Origin of the sequence: Sodalis sp. (in: enterobacteria) (assembly GCF_047607725.1) — a bacterium.
Lineage (GTDB): Bacteria > Pseudomonadota > Gammaproteobacteria > Enterobacterales > Enterobacteriaceae > JBLKSS01.
Genome location: NZ_JBLKSS010000006.1, coordinates 35,712 through 52,253, shown reverse-complemented (window position 1 = coordinate 52,253; position 16,542 = coordinate 35,712). Strand labels below are relative to the sequence as shown.

At 57.7% G+C, this 16,542-nt stretch carries 17 protein-coding genes and 8 pseudogenes; 1 reads left to right on the top strand and 24 read right to left on the bottom strand.

The features are described 5' to 3' along the window. Nucleotides 1-236 precede the first annotated feature (236 nt). The 16 genes and pseudogenes from ACMX3H_RS00390 to ACMX3H_RS00315 form a co-directional block, all read right to left on the bottom strand. Nucleotides 237-694 (bottom strand): annotated as a pseudogene (locus ACMX3H_RS00390) (phage tail protein); the annotation flags it as partial. Beyond that, nucleotides 691-1,308 carry a phage tail protein I gene (locus ACMX3H_RS00385; RefSeq protein ID WP_415209364.1) on the bottom strand — a complete coding sequence of 206 codons (618 nt, stop codon included), beginning with the start codon at nt 1,306-1,308 and terminating at the stop codon, nt 691-693. The pseudogene ACMX3H_RS00390 and the gene ACMX3H_RS00385, both read right to left, overlap by 4 nt. Beyond that, nucleotides 1,301-2,209, bottom strand: a complete 909-nt coding sequence (locus tag ACMX3H_RS00380; RefSeq protein ID WP_415209363.1) for a baseplate J/gp47 family protein — start codon at nt 2,207-2,209, stop codon at nt 1,301-1,303. Before ACMX3H_RS00380 ends, ACMX3H_RS00385 begins: the two co-directional genes overlap by 8 nt. A 2-nt stretch (nt 2,210-2,211) precedes the next feature. Then, nucleotides 2,212-2,556, bottom strand: a complete 345-nt coding sequence (locus ACMX3H_RS00375; RefSeq protein WP_415209362.1) for a GPW/gp25 family protein — start codon at nt 2,554-2,556, stop codon at nt 2,212-2,214. Next, on the bottom strand, nt 2,553-3,191 hold the full coding sequence (locus tag ACMX3H_RS00370; RefSeq protein ID WP_415209361.1) for a phage baseplate assembly protein V: 639 nt from the start codon (nt 3,189-3,191) through the stop codon (nt 2,553-2,555). The genes ACMX3H_RS00375 and ACMX3H_RS00370 overlap by 4 nt, the downstream gene beginning before the upstream one ends. A gap of 70 nt (nt 3,192-3,261) precedes the next feature. Beyond that, nucleotides 3,262-3,718: pseudogene (locus tag ACMX3H_RS00365) on the bottom strand (phage virion morphogenesis protein). Continuing rightward, complete coding sequence (locus ACMX3H_RS00360; protein ID WP_415209360.1) at nt 3,706-4,173, bottom strand: phage tail protein; 468 nt, start codon at nt 4,171-4,173, stop codon at nt 3,706-3,708. Before ACMX3H_RS00360 ends, ACMX3H_RS00365 begins: the two are co-directional and overlap by 13 nt. Beyond that, nucleotides 4,160-4,351: a hypothetical protein gene (locus tag ACMX3H_RS00355; RefSeq protein WP_415209359.1), complete on the bottom strand. Its 192-nt coding sequence runs from the start codon at nt 4,349-4,351 to the stop codon at nt 4,160-4,162. Before ACMX3H_RS00355 ends, ACMX3H_RS00360 begins: the two co-directional genes overlap by 14 nt. An 11-nt stretch (nt 4,352-4,362) precedes the next feature. After that, on the bottom strand, nt 4,363-4,788 hold the full coding sequence (locus ACMX3H_RS00350) for a lysis protein (RefSeq protein ID WP_415209358.1): 426 nt from the start codon (nt 4,786-4,788) through the stop codon (nt 4,363-4,365). A 51-nt stretch (nt 4,789-4,839) separates the two neighbouring features. Next, entirely contained in the window at nt 4,840-5,370 is a 531-nt protein-coding gene (locus ACMX3H_RS00345; RefSeq protein ID WP_415209357.1) for a lysozyme, read from the bottom strand. Then, nucleotides 5,360-5,542, bottom strand: a complete 183-nt coding sequence (locus ACMX3H_RS00340; protein WP_345996737.1) for a phage holin family protein — start codon at nt 5,540-5,542, stop codon at nt 5,360-5,362. The genes ACMX3H_RS00345 and ACMX3H_RS00340 overlap by 11 nt, the downstream gene beginning before the upstream one ends. 5 nt (nt 5,543-5,547) lie before the next feature. Beyond that, a pseudogene (locus tag ACMX3H_RS00335) lies at nt 5,548-5,751 on the bottom strand (tail protein X). Next, complete coding sequence (locus tag ACMX3H_RS00330; RefSeq protein WP_415209356.1) at nt 5,751-6,215, bottom strand: head completion/stabilization protein; 465 nt, start codon at nt 6,213-6,215, stop codon at nt 5,751-5,753. The pseudogene ACMX3H_RS00335 and the gene ACMX3H_RS00330 overlap by 1 nt, the downstream one beginning before the upstream one ends. 112 nt (nt 6,216-6,327) lie before the next feature. Next, nucleotides 6,328-6,984, bottom strand: coding sequence for a phage terminase small subunit (gpM, locus tag ACMX3H_RS00325; protein ID WP_415209355.1), 657 nt, complete (start codon nt 6,982-6,984; stop codon nt 6,328-6,330). Between the two features lie 6 nt (nt 6,985-6,990). Then, nucleotides 6,991-8,056: pseudogene (locus ACMX3H_RS00320) on the bottom strand (phage major capsid protein, P2 family). 32 nt (nt 8,057-8,088) lie between these two features. After that, a pseudogene (locus tag ACMX3H_RS00315) lies at nt 8,089-8,859 on the bottom strand (GPO family capsid scaffolding protein); the annotation flags it as partial. Between the two features lie 211 nt (nt 8,860-9,070). Here ACMX3H_RS00315 and ACMX3H_RS00310 point away from each other — a divergent pair. Continuing rightward, nucleotides 9,071-9,679 (top strand): annotated as a pseudogene (locus ACMX3H_RS00310) (terminase gpP N-terminus-related DNA-binding protein); the annotation flags it as partial. Nucleotides 9,680-10,034: 355 nt separating this feature from the next. Here the strand turns inward: ACMX3H_RS00310 and ACMX3H_RS00305 are convergent. The 8 genes and pseudogenes from ACMX3H_RS00305 to ACMX3H_RS00270 form a co-directional block, all read right to left on the bottom strand. Continuing rightward, nucleotides 10,035-10,895, bottom strand: coding sequence for an ABC transporter permease (locus ACMX3H_RS00305; RefSeq protein WP_415209354.1), 861 nt, complete (start codon nt 10,893-10,895; stop codon nt 10,035-10,037). Then, a complete protein-coding gene (locus ACMX3H_RS00300) occupies nt 10,896-11,972 on the bottom strand; it encodes an ABC transporter ATP-binding protein (RefSeq protein ID WP_415209353.1) in 1,077 nt (358 codons plus the stop codon). 93 nt (nt 11,973-12,065) lie between these two features. Beyond that, nucleotides 12,066-13,088 carry an extracellular solute-binding protein gene (locus ACMX3H_RS00295; protein ID WP_415209352.1) on the bottom strand — a complete coding sequence of 341 codons (1,023 nt, stop codon included), beginning with the start codon at nt 13,086-13,088 and terminating at the stop codon, nt 12,066-12,068. A gap of 101 nt (nt 13,089-13,189) precedes the next feature. Further along, on the bottom strand, nt 13,190-13,825 hold the full coding sequence (locus ACMX3H_RS00290) for a thiamine pyrophosphate-dependent enzyme (RefSeq protein ID WP_415209351.1): 636 nt from the start codon (nt 13,823-13,825) through the stop codon (nt 13,190-13,192). Beyond that, nucleotides 13,782-14,426 (bottom strand): hypothetical protein, encoded by a 645-nt coding sequence (locus ACMX3H_RS00285; protein ID WP_415209367.1) that lies wholly within the window; start codon nt 14,424-14,426, stop codon nt 13,782-13,784. Before ACMX3H_RS00285 ends, ACMX3H_RS00290 begins: the two co-directional genes overlap by 44 nt. A 114-nt stretch (nt 14,427-14,540) precedes the next feature. Continuing rightward, nucleotides 14,541-14,876, bottom strand: a pseudogene (locus ACMX3H_RS00280) (thiamine pyrophosphate-binding protein); the annotation flags it as partial. Between the two features lie 15 nt (nt 14,877-14,891). Continuing rightward, complete coding sequence (locus tag ACMX3H_RS00275; protein WP_415209350.1) at nt 14,892-15,773, bottom strand: aldehyde dehydrogenase family protein; 882 nt, start codon at nt 15,771-15,773, stop codon at nt 14,892-14,894. After that, nucleotides 15,766-16,353: pseudogene (locus ACMX3H_RS00270) on the bottom strand (aldehyde dehydrogenase family protein). Before ACMX3H_RS00270 ends, ACMX3H_RS00275 begins: the two are co-directional and overlap by 8 nt. Nucleotides 16,354-16,542: the final 189 nt, after the last annotated feature.

Sequence of the window (16,542 nt, the reverse complement as noted above, 5' to 3'; positions counted from 1 at the left end):
ATCGCCGGATTATCCATGATCTGACAGCCGTCCCTTATAGGATGCGGGTTCACTAGGCATCGTAGTGGAACATATTCTTACCGGGCCATACAACAAACCCACCAATAATTCAAGACGTCCTCCACGGGGCGCTTACCTTTTGCCACACTTTGCACAAAAGCCGTTGTCGCCAGTTGTGTGCTGTTGTTGTTTAGTTTGGCCGTCGGCGCTGTCGGGGTGCCGGTGAAAACCGGGCTGGCCTTGGGGGCATACTGCGGATGTGGATCGGTGAGATTGAGATGGTATTTCATCAACTCATTGGCATAGGCTTTCGCATAGGCTTTTACCTCGATAACGCCATCATCCACATAGTGCCGCGTCGCTAGTACGATGGATGGGTCAATCTTCAGTGCCAATGCCTCGGCGCTGTTGACGATCAGGATCATGCGGATGGTCTGGGTGCGCCCGCTGCCTTCCTGCATCTGGGGTTTGTAGCTTTCCGGGCAGTTGGCTACAGCTATCAGGGTGCCGTCTTTGTCAAACAGGCCAATTTCCCTGATCCACCATCCACCTTCATTTTCCGGGATAACCTGCTCGGCGATGATCTGGTTGCCGTTAAGCGGGTCAATGCTCAGCTGGTTGAGGGCAGCGCGGCGGCGTTTGCCAGCCGGGCCGCGCCCTGGTAGGTCAGGATGCCAAAAAATTTGATGCTCATGATGTGATGCTCACGGTCAGGGTATCAGCGGTTTGCGTGCCGGCCGCGCTTGGGAGCGAAGCGGTGACACTCAAGGTTTCAGGGGTATAGGCGTAAACGGTCAGGATATCGCCGTCATAGCTGCCGACGGCGACGGGCAGCGGGCCGTTAACGTCGAGATTGATGGACAGCCCGACAAGATGACGGCTGACCGGCTTGGCATCAGCAATCAGGCGCTCCAGCTCCTGGTACATTTCTTCGGTAATGCCGCCTTTCAGCACGCCGATAATCAGGCGAAATGTACCGGGCGTTTCGTTCAGCTGCCACCATTCGCGCACTTCTATCAGGTAGCCCAGCGGCTCTACCACGCGCCGTAAGGCGCTGATAGTCCCCTTGTGGCGATGAATAAAATGGCTGCTGGCAATCACCTGACGCTTGGCCGCCTCCGGCCAGCGCTCATCCCAGCGGTCAACGGAAAAGGCCCACGCCAGATACGGCAGCAAATTCACCGGGCAGGTTTGCGGGTTGAGCAACTGACGCAGCGGGACAGGCAGCTGTGCCAGCTGGGCGCACGCCGCGGCCGCGGCCACTTCGAGCGGCGTCGAGCCTGTTGGCAGTAAACGACCGTCATGCATCACTGCCTCCGAGGGTCAACGTATGGCGTTCGCAGTATGACGCCTGGGTGGCGTCGAGTACGATATCCGCCTCGGGGCGAGTTAATACCACGCGCGGCACACCTTCTAAATGCAGGGCAGCATAGAGGGCGGCCAGCCGGATATCCCGCCCCAACCGATGCTGGTCGCGGGCGTAGGCGTCAAGTCGTTGTTCTGCCGCCTGGCGGATGGGGCCGGCTTCCGGTCCCGGTAACAGGTGGAGGACCGCCTCTACCTCATAGGGTACGATGCGTGCGGATTGCACGGTCACCCTGTCGGCAACCGGGCGCACGGTGTCGGCATTCAGGGCGGCGGCGACTTTCGCTATCAGCTCTGGGCTGGCGGTGCCGTCGCCCTCACGGGAAAGCTCCGAGACGGTCACGCAGGCGGGCTGCGGACTGATAACCGAGATATCCGCGACGCGGCCATCGGCACTGCGACCGTGGAACTGGTAAGCGCCGCTCGGACCGGCGACGCTCAGACCCTCAAACGCCTGCTGGATACGCAGGCGAAAATCCCGATCGCTTTCTTTCACCGCCGGCGTTGGCGGAAGTCGGGTGTCATCCGCCGGTGTGATAATCAGGCGCTGAACATTGTAGTTGGCACCCAGCTGATCGAGGTCGGCGCCGGTGGCGTAGCCCAGCATGTTCGCCTGGGCGGCCTCATTGATGCGTTGACTCAGCAACAGCTCGCGGTAGGTGTTTTCCTGCAACAGCTTGACCAGCGGTTCGGATTCATAGCGCAGCGTACGCCGCAGCGCCTCGCGCTGCTCTGGTGGATAAAGGGCTATCAGGCGGTCCTTGCGTTGGGCAAACAGCGTCTCAAAGTCGAGGGACTCTATGACGTTGGGCGCGGGGAGCTGGCTTAAATCGATGGTCGCCACGATTATCCTCTTAAGGGCAGTGTCAGGGTGAGCGGTGCGGCGGTATCGGTACGCTGTCCCACCAGGTCAACCGTCATTTTTCCGCTGACCTCGCTGGACAGCTGGAGCTGGGTGAGCGTCAGGCGATCTTCCCAGCGCAGCAGCGCACCGTAGATAGCGGCCATGATTTGCAGCTTTAATGCCGGCGTCTGCGGCTGGTCAATCAGCGCAAAGAGCGTCGAGCCGTAGTCCCGGCGCATAACGCGGCTACCGGTGGGCGTTTGCAGGATATTAGCCACTGACTGGCGCAGATGGGCCATATCGGACAGTCCCTCGCCGGTGTGACGGTGCATCCCCATAAACATCATGCGCTCGGCCCCCCTGACAGGTCGTCCCCGCCTTTAACGCCGCTGTGCCGGTGGCTGTCCAGCGTCACGCCGTTGGAGGTCAGGCTATCGCCGCTGTGGGTGATGGTGCCCCGCATCGTGCCGCCCTCGGTGATACTGAGAGTGCGGGCGCGCAGATGCTGGGTGCAAACGACCTCCGGCGTATCGAGCGTGATACGCTCACTGGCGGTCACCAGGACGACGGGGGTCGTTACCACGACCGATTCGCTGGCTTGAATCTGGGCGGTTTTGATGCCGCGCGCCGTCAGTGCGCCGGTGTCCGGATCGTATTCCATCACCGCGCCATCCGGGAACGTCAGGTGTACCGCATCCGGCGCGGTGGCAGGTGCCGGGTGGATGTCGGAAAAGACGGCCGGCAGCACAAAGCCGCCGGACAGATCACCCCCCGGACTGAGGACGGTCACCTGCTCGCCAGGCGAGGGCGCAGACCAGACGCGCACCCGGCTGGCGCGGGGCGTCAGCCAGGGGAGCCAGTCGGTTTCCATCTGGCCGATAGAGACCCGGCAGCGGCCGGTGGTGGTGTCCACGCGGGAGACGACACCCGCACGGATCAGGTTGGCCAGCAGGCGTTTAATGTCAGCAAGTGCAGTTTTCATGCTGTCAGTGTGCCGCGTCGGGGGGCGCGCGGCACGAGGTAGGGTTTGTGTCAGGGGCGTTACAAGGCGGCTAGCGGGCGAGGTGGGCCAGCGCCAGGTCGGCTATCCAGTCACGGTCGGCGTTGGTAAAGCCCAGCAGCTGACGACGGGCATAGCGTACCGTCGGACCGTGTCGGCTGATGCGATCGCGCAAGCCATAGTGATGCACCCTCGTCAGGTGCTCGACAAGCAGGCGTGAAGCTGACCGACGCGCTCTCCGGGGTCGAGGCGGTTTTCATAAAACGGGCGGTATGCAGCCGGGTAAACATCTTGCGCCGCAGTCGGCCGTGCTTGTCGCGCACCCGGCGTTTACGGGGAATATAGGGCGAGCCGTCAGGATTTTTCTGTGCCTGGATCTGTTTTTTCTGTCGTTGGCGCAAGGTTTTCGCCACTTCTCGCATCAGTGTACGACGTGCCGGCGGCGAGAGCTGTTGCAGCAGGGCCGCCAGGGCATCCTCCAGCGGCTGAACGTCGTTTAGTTGCGCCATGCCGCCACCTTGCGCCCGGCCATCCATATTTCAACTTCACTGAGGTCTGAGGGCGGCGGCGCGGGTTCATCCACGTGACTAACGGTTAATGTTCCGCCGTCTTCGCGCACAATCACCCGCTCGGTCAACCGCAGATTGAGACTGATATCCCGCATCGGGTTATCGAGGAAATCCACTTCAAAGGTGAAGCCCCGATCGCGTTTGTCGGGGTTCGCCATGATATCGGGCTGATGGGTGCGCAGCCAGTGCAGGATAGCCACAACCAGCGGGTCGGCGCTGTCGGCATAATCGGTGATGACCAGATTCAGGGTGTACTGGTATTCAAACGAGAGAGACGGCGCCCGCGTGCTGATAATCGCCCCCTCATCAATAAAAATATGCAGGCAGTCGGGGTTTTGCGCCACATAGGGTACGGCGGCGGTTAGTGCTGCACGGAGCGAATCAGGTTTTAGCACAGGCCTTCCTCGTTAAGGGGCGCGGCTTTTCCGCCTCCGCCAGCAGAATGTGAAGCCCTGCGTGAGCTTTTGCGGCTGCCACCACGCCGCGCCATACCGTGGCGTCATTCAGGTAGGTATTGGCGTCATTCAGATAACGGCAGAGAGTGTTGAGTTGCTGTTTTTCGTGCTTCGTCATGACTGATATTCTCATTTTGTCCTGGCGTTGGCCGTCAAGCAAACCAGTCGTGCGTAGTCCTGCAAGCCGTTTATTTGCTCTTCCGCAATTTCAATTCGTCGTCTGAGAGTGAAATAATTTCGTTGAGCGGCGTCAGTAGGTCTGGCGCCGGCTGCATCATCCATGCGGGTGGCGGCACGAGCGGACACGTTGGGACAGGTGGCACTGACCTGCAACCGACGACGGCCGCCAGCCACATCACGCTCAAGCTGCGCAATACGTTTTTTATCATTTTCAAGCTCCCGCGTATGTTGCTTATCCAGCGCGGTAACGGTCTGTATCTGGTGATTCAGTTGTTCAATCTCCGCCTGCCTGGATGCGGCTTGCGCCTCAATGTGCTGCCGGGATTGTTCGACATCCAGATACCGGGCACGATAGTAAAGCGCCGCGCCGGCCATCAATACCAGCAAGGCAACTATCGTGAGAGGAAATGTTCAGCGCATCGCCCTTTATCCTTTCAGGCATAACTGGCGCTCAGCTTCGCGGCGCTTCGTGAGGCCGGGGTACTTGCCGCCGCTGTTGAACTCTGGCAGACGCTCACACATCTCACACCATTTTCCCTGCTGCGCCAGTTTATGAAGGGTCGTCTCATGGCGCTTGCCGTCCTTCCCTTTGTAAGTACGCAAGCCGTAGCAACCCGTGGTGAACACGGCAGAAGTCATCGCGCTAAAAGTATTGTCCGACATCTCACGCCCCCGGAAATAGGCGTTGATACAGCGCTCTGCATCCAGAATATTGCGCTGCCAGTCTGCGGCTATCTGCGGGTCTGTTTTGTAGGTGCCGGGCTTGACGCCGTGGGTATTGCCAATGCCGTCGGTGAGTCGACCKGCGGGGCAACGATACGGCGCCCGTCGACAGCCTTCGGCATGGCCGATAAGCGCAAGCCCTTCGGCGTTGGTACGCACTTGTCCTCCAGAGACGAGCAGTGCAATGATGGCGGTCACGGCGCAGACAGGGCCGGCCGCGTGTTTAATGCTCATCGCGCTGCGTCCTGAAACGGTATTCCTTATGCCGGTAAATCCAGTTCAGCAGGAAGGTCGCCAGGGTGCAGGCGATACCGGTAATCAATGCCCATTCACTGAGCGAGAACACGCCCAGCAGGCAGGTTATCAGGCCCCAGCCGTAGGCGGAGCCGGTGGTGTATTTTTCCATCCGTGTTAATCCCACAATTGCACCGTCTGTAGTGCTGCCTCGCCCACCCGGTCAGGCAATTCCACCGGGTAACCGTGAGGTAAAAGGGGGCCGACCTTCGCCAGCCCCGGATTATGCCGCAAGACCCACTCGGTGACGCCCTACGTGCGGCCGTAGTAGCGCTGACATAGCGCGTCCACGGTGTCGTGCTGCCCGGCGTGTATTTTCATCAGATAAGCTCAATGGTCATGTGCGGCCGGCCCTGGATATCATTAATCGCCCAACTAGCGTCGCGGCGTAAGTCATCAACAGTGCTGTCCAGCGTCTCGGCGCGGCGTTGACCGGCGCCGTTGGCGTCAATGCTGCGAAAGTGCTCAGTAAGGCTGGCCTGCATCAGGCAGAACACCGCGCGGCGATAGCGCTGAACGTACAGGCTTTCGCCGTCGAGCCGCTCAGTGGGCACCGCGTCCAGCGCCAGATAGCCGGCGCTTTCCTGCGCCTGACGCCAGACGGCCAACCGGGTATTCACCTCATGCATGGCGTTCAGCGCCGCCTCACGCACACGGCCCGGGGTCAGTGTACCGTCCTGGCGCATCGCCGCGCGGTACTGCGCCAGGTCAATGGTCGGCCAGAACGCCGTATTGGCGACAGGCGGCTCCTGGGCTTTATTGACCGGGGCAATGGCAATCTCCATACAACTCCTTAAAAAAAGGGGCGGTGGACGGTGCGCGTTGGCAGAGCCACTGGCTCGACTCGGCGCCCCGTGTCGCCCTCGCCGGGGGCGATTCTGTTGTTAATAGGGGGGGTTAGTTGCTGGGGGCGAGTCGCTTTTCCAGCTGTTTAATCTCGGTTTTCACGCCACAGCTCTCATCCTGGGCCAGCGCCTGCCTGAAACACGCCAGGGCCTGTCCGTCTTCCCCGTCCTGGCGGAGCGCGAGGCCCACTACTTTTAGCAAACGGGCCTTCACCTTGTCCGGCATATCCCGCCCGGCCAGCAACGACCGGGCACGCACGAGCTGTTCGGTATCCAGCGGCTGGCCGTCATTCAGGTTGCGCTGGGCGCTGGCGGTGACCTCTTCTGCAATAAGACAGGGCGGGGCGCGCTCGAAGCCGTCCGGGGCCAGCAGGCCGTGGCGCAGGGCATAGTCGCCGATATCTAATGCCGCGGTGATGTCGCCCACGTCCAGCAGCCAGACCAGCATCCGCATCAGTACGGCGTCCTGCGCCCCGGTGCCGCCTGCCAGTACGCCGGCGACCCACGGCTGATAGGTGGGCAACATCTCGCGCTTGAGCTGCGCCTTACGGCGGCGGGATTCGACGTGATGCAGCCGGTCCAAATCCTGCTTCAGCTTGAACAGCAGCAGCTCGTAATGGCCCAGATGGCTCATTTGCGCGCTTTCATCCTGTGAGGCCGCCAACTGGGCGGCCACAAAGGCGCGGTGATAACGGGCAGGATTACTCATCAGCCCTTATTCCCCTATTTTTTTGGCAGGCGGGGCTTCCGGCTCGAGGATCTGGATATTTTCAATCAGCGCAGTGCACTGATAATCCTCGACCACATACGCCTCGTTGACGGACTCAAAGTTTTCGATGCGATCCCGCTTCGGGTTATCCATCAGGTGGCGGCGGCGGGTGCCGTCCTGCCAGTAGATGGACAGGTTATCCAGGCGGGTGATCAAAATGGTGTTATCGGGGAAAAACGGTACCCGTATTGCCTGCAAGGCCGCCGAGGCGTTTCTGGCTGATAATCAGGTCAGCCGCCAGCATTTCACTGTTGGGCTGCACCTGATTAACCAGCGGGAAATATTTATCCGCCAACAGTGAACGCCCACAGATGGCGACCAGTTCGGTATCGTCCTGGAACCAGGGCGCGATATGCTCGTCCGTGGCGTTCATCACCAGCGCATCCAGGTTTTTATAATCCCCTTTGATACCGACGCGGATCTTCTCGGACACCACGCTACCGGAGGAGGAGACAATTTTATTCATCACCTGGGTCGCGGCGCCTTTGCGAATTTTTTCCAGAAAGCCAATATTCACATCCTGCAACAGCTTGTTGACCTGGAAATTCGAGGTTTTGGCACGCGAGGTGCCGTTCCAGCCGATCATGATGCGGTCCAGCGCCTGGCGTTTCACAATCTGGTTGCGGATACGGGTCTGGAAATCCGGGAACTTGGCCCATGCATCCAACTTGGCGTATTTCAGTACGGTATCAAAGTTGGTCTGGGTGCAGACATAGCCCACTTCATCCAGGCTGCTGGGGTCGAGGGGTTCACGCTCTTTGGTATCGGTGTCGGTGGTGCTGGCAATCGGGCGATCGACCCCCAGGCCAATCTTCTGGCCGCTCTGCTCATCGACCGGCACTATATTAATTTTTTTCAGGAAATCGCTGCTGTCCTGGATTTTGGACTCCAGCGTCTGGCTGACCGACGGGTCAACGGTAAAACGGGTGACCACATCCTCGGCGTCAAGATGATTCAGGTGCGCGACCTGCTGTAAAAACGCCTTGTATTGGCTGCGTGTATTCGGATTCATTCGGGTTTTCCTTTCATCTGCCGTTGCGTCTGTCAGCAGTCGGTTAAAGTCACGCCTTTGCCGCCGGGGGCCGGTTCGCGTCGCGTTGGGGAGCGGTCAGTGTTGCCAAGACGGGCGGTCAAGGCTTCCAGTGCGGTTTCTGTTGCCCCCTGACTGGCTTGCAGTGCCGCCATGGCCTCCGGCAGCGCCGAGAATTCGCCCAGCCGGGCGTCCAGTCCCTGCTGATGCTCCGCAACCAATGTCACGGCCTGATGTACGTCGTCGAAACGCTGATCATCAGAGGACTGCTTTTTGCCAAACAGGGCGGCAATGTGGGTAAACAGGCCCGGCTTGTCGACCGCCGGCACCTCAAAGGCCAGGTTGGTTTCCTCGCAGGCGCCGAAGAAGAGGCCTCTGTCCGCCAGGTGTTGCGCACTGAACATCATCATTTCACTGCCGAGCGAAGCCGGATTATCGGTAAAGGCGATGCCGGTCAGGTAAGCCTTGTCTGTGTCCGCAAACTTTTTGTAGTACTCAATACTGATGTAAATCTTCTGCCGACGCTGGTTCAGCGCCACCAGGTCGTCGGTGGCGTCAATCTGGGCCAGCAGCGCCAGCTTGCCCTTGAGCGGCCCGTCGGCAATTTCCTCGGCTTTCAGGGCCAGTACATCCCCTTGCGATTTAAACATGCTGTCGGAGAACAGACTGGTGACATGCTCCAGATTGGCGCGGGCCGGCCGGAAAGCCGGATCGAATGCGTCCGCCATTTCCTGAATATGCTGGCACTCAATGGTGCGTCCGTCGCTGGTCGCCCCTTCAACAGCGACGCGGAAAAACTGTCATTTCATGGATGACGTCCCAAGGATCTCGATAAGGTGGGCCGCTCGCGGCCGGGTATTTTCCCCATGTTGGCGTGGCGCGCGCACAGGAACAATGTGCCGGTCTTGTGTGGTGCCGGACACAGGGGGCGACGGGCGTGTTGCCCGGCCGGGCAAGATAGCCTTGCAGTCAGGTAATTCCGATTCTGGACAGGCGATGGCAGACGATATCAACCACAGCGAGCAAGATCCCCGCCGTCAGGCGATGCACCTCTACTGGCAGGGGATGAAGATGGCCAGCATTGCTGAACGGGTGGGGGAAAATCCGGCAACAGTGCGGAGCTGGAAGCTGCGTGACCAATGGGATAGCTATACGCCGCTTGAACAGATGCAGGCGATCACCGCCCCGCGGTATAACCAGCTCATCATGAAGCCGGATAAAGCAGGGCGTGACTTTAAGGAAATTGACCTGCTGGCCCGTCAGGCCGAGCGTCATGCGCGAATTGGCAAATATAACGCCGGCGGCAACGAAGCCGATCTGAACCCCAATGTGGAAAACCGTAACCGTGGCCCGCGCAAAAAACCACTGCGCAATGCGTTCACGCCTGAGCAGCATGCGCAGCTTAAGGCGCTTTTTCTGAACTCGCTCTATGAGTACCAGCGCAGGTGGTATCAGGCGGGCCTCTCCAATGAATTTCGCATTCGCAATTTACTCAAATCGCGCCAGATTGGGGCGACGTTCTATTTTGCCCGCGAAGCGCTGATTGACGCACTGGATACCGGGCGCAACCAGATGTTTGTCTCGGCGTCCAAAGCGCAGGCGCATCAGTTGTAAGCGCCCCGTGGAGGACGTCTTKAATTATTGGTGGGTTTGTTGTATGAGACAGTAAACCTACGTTACACGCTTATGCTCATTGCATTTTCACATTGTATTGATTTTAATAACTTTTATTTCCATCCCGGTTTGAGTGATATGAAATTAATGGTTCTGAAGTTTGTGATAGTGTCCATTAAAATTTAAGTGGACACTATCATCGCCGGATTATCCATGATCTGACAGCCGTCCCTTATAGGATGCGGGTTCACTAGGCATCGTAGTGGAACATATTCTTACCGGGCCATATAACAAACCCACCAATAATTCAAGACGTCCTCCACGGGTCGCTTACCATCAAACTGTGTCATCGCACCGTCTCCAGCTTGCGCAAAATCAGCCTGCCGAACAGGAAAGTCAGCCCGATAATCACCGCGGCGTTGACCAGGCTCATAATGACTGATAATGCCGAGCTAAACGGCAGGTCATTATTCAACAAGGCCTCGCGGTAAATGACCAGCCCCAGCATCTGCGTGTTGCTGTTGCCAATCATTAACGGCACCGAAAAGGCGGATAAATTCAGCGCAAATACAATTATCGTGCTGGCGTACAGGCCAGGCATGGTCAGCGGGAAGGTGATTTTCCAGAAGGATTGCCACGGGCCCGCGCCGACGTTGCGGGCCGCCTCTTCCAAAAACGGGTTAATTTTTTCAATCGAATCCACCAGCGATAACACCATATAAGGGATGCCAATATAAATCAGCAAAATCACCACCCCTTTGATATCCCACATATAGCGTACCGGCTGCTGATAAACATGTAAGGCGATCATCAGCGAATTAAGCAACCCGCCGCCGCGAAAGATAACAATCCAGCCATACACCAGCGTCACCAGGCCGATGAGCAAAGGGGCAATCGTGAAAGACAGTAATATATTACGCTGCAGGCCGCTGCTTCTCGCGATATACAGCGCCACAGGATAGCCGCACACGGCGGAAATAGCGGTAGCGAGAAACGCGATTTTCAGCGAGAACCACAGGGTATTTATCAAATACCACTGGCTGCTGAGAAATTTCACGTAATGGCTGAAACCGTAGGCCGAAACCGACATCGCCCCGTTGGCGGAACCATTGAAACTGGTGCGGATCACCCAAAGCATCAGCAAAACGGCGAAAATCGCCAGAATCACGAGGACCGGTGAGAGGGAGGGAAAGAGTTTTCGCAGCATCTAGTGCTCCCCGCCAAATGGAATGATGCGCAAATAGTCCGGATCGATGCCCAGCCAAACCGGGCAGCCATTGTGATGAACCTTATTAAAGTTACGCACTTCCGCGCGCAACACATTGCCTTGGGCAAGTCGCACGCTATAACGCACCACCGCGCCGTAATATTCGGAAAAAACGATCACGCCGCTGAGTATGTTGTCCTCATTGAGGGGCCGTTCGGTCAACACTCTAATCCGCTCCGGGTGCAACAGCACCATAATACGCGCGCCCTCCGTCAGCGGTACTGGCTGACGGCTGCGGATAGTCAATCCGGACTGCAACTGCAGCGTTGCCGCGCCCGCGGTTTGACCGACCAAAAATCCTTCGAGAAAATTGGTAATACCAACGAAATCGGCCACAAAGGGGCTGCAAGGCGCTTCATACAGCTCATGGGGTGCCGCAATTTGCTCGATGTTGCCTTTATTCATGATGACGACGCGATTCGACATAGACAAGGCCTCTTCCTGATCGTGCGTGACGTATAACGTCGTCATTTTCATCTTGCTTTGCAGCTCTTTGAGTTCGCGCCGCATCGCGACGCGCAGCGCGCGATCCAGATTACTCAGCGGCTCATCCATCAATAATAATTCCGGCTCCAGCGCCAGGGCGACGCGCTGCTGCTGCCCCCCAGAGAGATGCCTGGGCAGGCGCGATTCATAGCCCGCCAAACCGACAACCCCCAGGGAATCCTCGATTTTTTGCCGGATAAACGCCGGCCGTTTTTTCCGCAATCGCAGTCCGAACGCCACATTCTCCGCCACGGTCATATGCGGCCATAAAGCATAATTCTGAAAGACGAAACCGACGTTGCGTTTCTCCGGCGGTAGGTGCGTAACATCGCGGCCATGGACATTACTCGTTCCGCCGGACGGATCGACAAACCCGGCTATCATGCGTAATGTGGTGGTTTTGCCGCAGCCGCTGGGCCCCAGCAAAGACACAAATTCGCCTTGTCTTACGTCAAAAGAGACACCATTTACCGCCATGGCATGTCCATAACGCTTAACGATGCCCTTCACCTGAATTACGTTATCACTCATGCTGTTCACATTTAATTTCGCCATGTTATACCCGGCCCGTAAACGTCAGGACTCACCGGAAAAGCGCATTCGAGCTAACCCGCGGCGCAAAATTTATTGCGTCGACATTTCATTGATACTCTGCTGCCATTGCGCTTTGTGTTCAGTTATCTTCTGCTGGTCAGGTAAATAAAGGCGTTTAAAAGCGTCGTCTTTCACCAGCAGACTGGCATATTTAAAATCGGCCGGGATGGTGACATTTTTCACCGTCGGCGCATAAAGGTTGCTGGTCGCGAAGGCGAGCTGGACGTCCGGGTTGAGAATATAATTGACGAACGCCTGCGCCATTTTCACGTCTTTGGCATATTTGGTAATATTCACCGTCGTAATCAAGGGGAAGGTTCCTTCTCTGGGGCGGGTAAAGGCGATGTTGGTGACCCCTTTTTCATACAGTTCCTTCATGCGTCCGGTCGCCATCATGCCCAGCCAGGCGTCACCGGTTTGAAAGAGCGACACCATTTGGCTTTCCACATCCAAGGCGCCGATGAGGTTGCCGCTTTTCATGAGTTCAGCCATGCGTTTTAAACCGGGATTGATATTGTCGATGCTGCCGCCGTGCTGTTCCGCTTCCATCACGGCGAGACTTAGGGTGGGGATATTATCCAGGCCGTAAATCACCACATGGTCACGATATTGCTTATCCCAAAGCGTATTCCAGCTGGTCGGCGCCTGGGAAATTTTGTCCTTGTTATAAGCAAGCACGTAATCCCCGACGTTGGCATAAACGGTGTAGGGGGAATAAATTGCGTTATCATACAGGTTCGCCATATTGGGAATAGCGGCTTTATCCAACGGCAGCCACAGCCGCTCTTTCTCGCCGGCAATAGAGTTCAACAAAGTATTGGTGACGACGTCCACCTGGCCGAGGCGCGCTTTAATAAGGTGATCGGGGCTGGAGCCGACAACCCATTGAATGTCGCATTGATATTCTTTCTCGAATTTCTTCACAACCGATTCATAGGTGGCTTGGTAATTGCCGCCCCAAGTGGTGACGCGTAACTCACAGGCGCCCGCGCTGAAAACGCTAAAAGCGGTGATACAGCATAATGCGGCAAGCGATCTTACATGGAATTTCATTTTACTCTCCTCGGATGACGGTATGTCACGGAAAACAAAACCAACGATCTTTTTCCCTTAATCACTAAGGAAATCAGCCAGACTGACGGTAAAAAGGCGCTTTAGCGCTTATTCCTGGCGCGCAATTCGCTTAACGAATAGCGGGCGTGTATCACCTCCTGACTAATGCTCAACTCCAGCAGGGCGGGTTTGCCCGCCGCAAGACAGCGCTCGAACGCCGGCATAAAGTCGGCGGTAGCCGTTACCGCTTCCCCATGCGCGCCATAGGCCTGCGCCAGCGCGCAAAAATCCGGATTGACTAAATCCGTGCCGTGCGCGCGGCCGGCTAGGCGGTTTTCTTCATGGATGCGGATGGGGCCGTACAAATTGTTGTTAAACACAATGATGACAATATTGACGCCGTATTGAACGGCGGTGGCCAGTTCCTCGCTGCTCATCTGGAAACAGCCGTCGTCGACAAAACACACCACCGGTCGATCGGGATGCAGCAATTTGGCGGTAATGGCGGCCGGCCGCGAATAGCCCATTGTGCCGCTGATAGGCCCCAGTTGGGTGCCAAGCTGATAGTGGGGAAAATAACGCTGGCTCCAGGTGGCATAGGCGCCGACGCCGTTGGTGACGATGGCATTTTCCGGTAAACGCTCCCTTAAGCACCCCATCAAATGAGGCACATCAAGGGCGCCCGGGCAGGGCTTAGGGGTCACCTCTTGCAAATAGGTGGCGCGCAGCGTCTGCATCCAGGCAGCGGTGCTGCGGTTGAGCCATCGGCATATGGTCCGCCAGCGCCGGCGCGAAGCTATCCATTTCCGCCACCAGCGTCAACTCAGCGCGAAATACCCGGTTGAGATCGCCGTGGTCCGGCATCACATGCACGATTTTTTGCTGCGGACACGGGAGTGAGAACAGCGTAAATCCTTCCATGTAGCCCGCGCCGATGGTATTGATGTCGCTTAACGCGTCATTGCAGACCAACAATACGTCCGTCTCGCGAATATGCTGCAGCAGCGCCGGATTGGCCCCGATACCGATCTCACCGGCATAGCAGGGCAAGCGATGGTCGATAATGTCCCGCCTGCGGAAGGTAGTGACCACCGGCAGCGCATTTTGCGTGGCGAAGCGTTGAATAGCGTCACGGAAGCGGGCGTTCCAGCCGTTACCGCCGACGATGAGTAGCGGTTTTTGTGCCGCGGCGCGCAGCGTGAAAATGCCCTCAATGTCGGACGACGCGACGGCGCCGGCGCGCGAGGGGGTGAGCAGCGTTCCCGCCGCCACGTCGCAGCGTTCCTCAAGCACGTCTTCGGGGATCACCAGCACCACCGGCCCTTTGCGGCCGGACATCGCGGTTTGATAGGCGCGCTGGATGAACTCGGGGATGCGCGCCGCGCTGTCGATTTGCCCCACCCACTTGGTCATGGGGGCAAATAGGGCGCGGAAGTCATAGGACATAAATGCTTCCCGCTCCAGAATACTGCGCTTAACCTGCCCGATAATCAGGATGACCGGTGAGGCGTCCTGATAGGCGGTATGGATGCCGTTCACCGCGTTGGTCGCCCCCGGACTGCGGGTGACAAACGCCACCCCCGGGCGGCCCGTCAGTTTTCAGTACGCCTCCGCCATCTGCGCGTCGCCGTTTTCGTGGCGGCAACTGATGGTCTTTATCGCCGGATGCCGCACCGCCAGCGCGTCCAGCGCCGATAAGAAACTCTCACCGGGGACATGCCAAACCATCCCGGCTTGCTGGATATGCAATTCATCAGCGAGGATGTCGCTGCCTGTTCTCTGGTCCATTACGCGCGCCTCGCCTTAGCCGATGACGAAGGGGTTTTCGATTTCGTCGGCGGTGGATATCCACACCGCTTTGGTTTGCAGGTATTCGTAGATACCCGCCACGCCATTCTCCCGGCCGATACCGCTTTTCTTATAACCGCCAAACGGCGTGGTATAGGAAATGTCGCGGTAGGTGTTGATCCATACGCTGCCAGCTTCCAATTGTTCCGACGTTTTGAGCGCCAGGCGCATATTGGAGGTCCAAATACCGGCCGCCAAACCAAATTCGCTGTCGTTGGCGATAGCGATGGCTTCTTCCGGCTCGTCAAAGGGTATGGCGGCCAATACCGGGCCAAAAATTTCTTCCTGGGCAATGCGCATCCCATTGTTGACCCCGGTATACAACGTGGGCCCGATGAAATAGCCGTCCCGGCATTCCGCCGCCTCAGGCCGTTTTCCGCCCATCAGCAGCTCAGCCCCTTCCTGACGGGCGATATCGATATACTGCAAGATGCGGTCATACTGCATTTGATTGGCGATAGGGCCGATACAGGTGGCCGGATTACGCGGATCGCCGACACGGGCCTGGCGCGTAAACGCCATCAGCTTTTCCAAAAAAGGCGCCTGGATACTGCGATGCACCAGCAGCCGCGAGCCCGCGATACAGGTCTGTCCGGGGGCGCCGTAAATGCCGCCGACCACGCCGCGAACGGCGTTATCCAGATCCGCGTCGTCAAAAATGATGTTAGGCGACTTACCGCCCAGCTCCAGATTGACGCGTTTGATATCGCGCGCGGCCAGGGAGTAAAGATGTGCGCCGGTGCGGGTTGAACCGGTAAAGCACACATGGCGCGTCAGCGGATGCGTGACCAGCGGCTCGCCCACTTCCGCGCCAAAACCGGTGACCACATTAATCACGCCGGGGGGGGAATCCCGCCTGCGCCACTAATTCCATCAACTTCAGCGCGCTGGCCGACGTATGTTCCGTCGGTTTCATCACCAGCGTATTGCCCGCGGCGAGCGCAAGCGCGGCTTTCAGTGAAAACAGCAACAGCGGCGCATTCCAGGGCACGATGCCCACGCAAACCCCCAGGGGCTCGGGGCGCGACAGGCTCAGGGCCGGTTTATCGCAGGGATGCACCACCCCTTCGATTTTGTCGGCCAGCCCGGCGTAATAGCGATACCAGTGAGGAATATAACGGATTTGGTGGCGCATCTCCTCCAGCAGGCGGCCGTTGTCCCTGACTTCAAGCTCGGCCAACTAGTCGGCATGGCTTTCGATAAGTTCGGCAAAACGGTAGAGAATGCGGCCGCGTTCAGACTGATGCATCCGTCCCCAGGGGCCGTTTTTGAACGCCTGATGGGCGACTTCAACGGCCCGGCACGCGTCGTCTTTATTTCCTCTGGGGACCCGCGCCCACGGTTTGGCCGTGTACGGATCAACGGTATCGAAATAGCGTCCAGATGAAGGCGGGAGCCATTCTCCACCAATATACATAGACAAGGTGTGCAGCGCGTTCGCGGACATAGTTCTCCCCTTCAGAGAATAAATCGGGCATGTAAAGTCAATGGAAAAGGTATGGTGCAGACAGGTATAAGTGATATCACTATGATCAGTCAATGATATAACTATACGAAAAAAATATAGATAAAAGGCTGACGGTGGCGTGAAATGAACGTTATAATC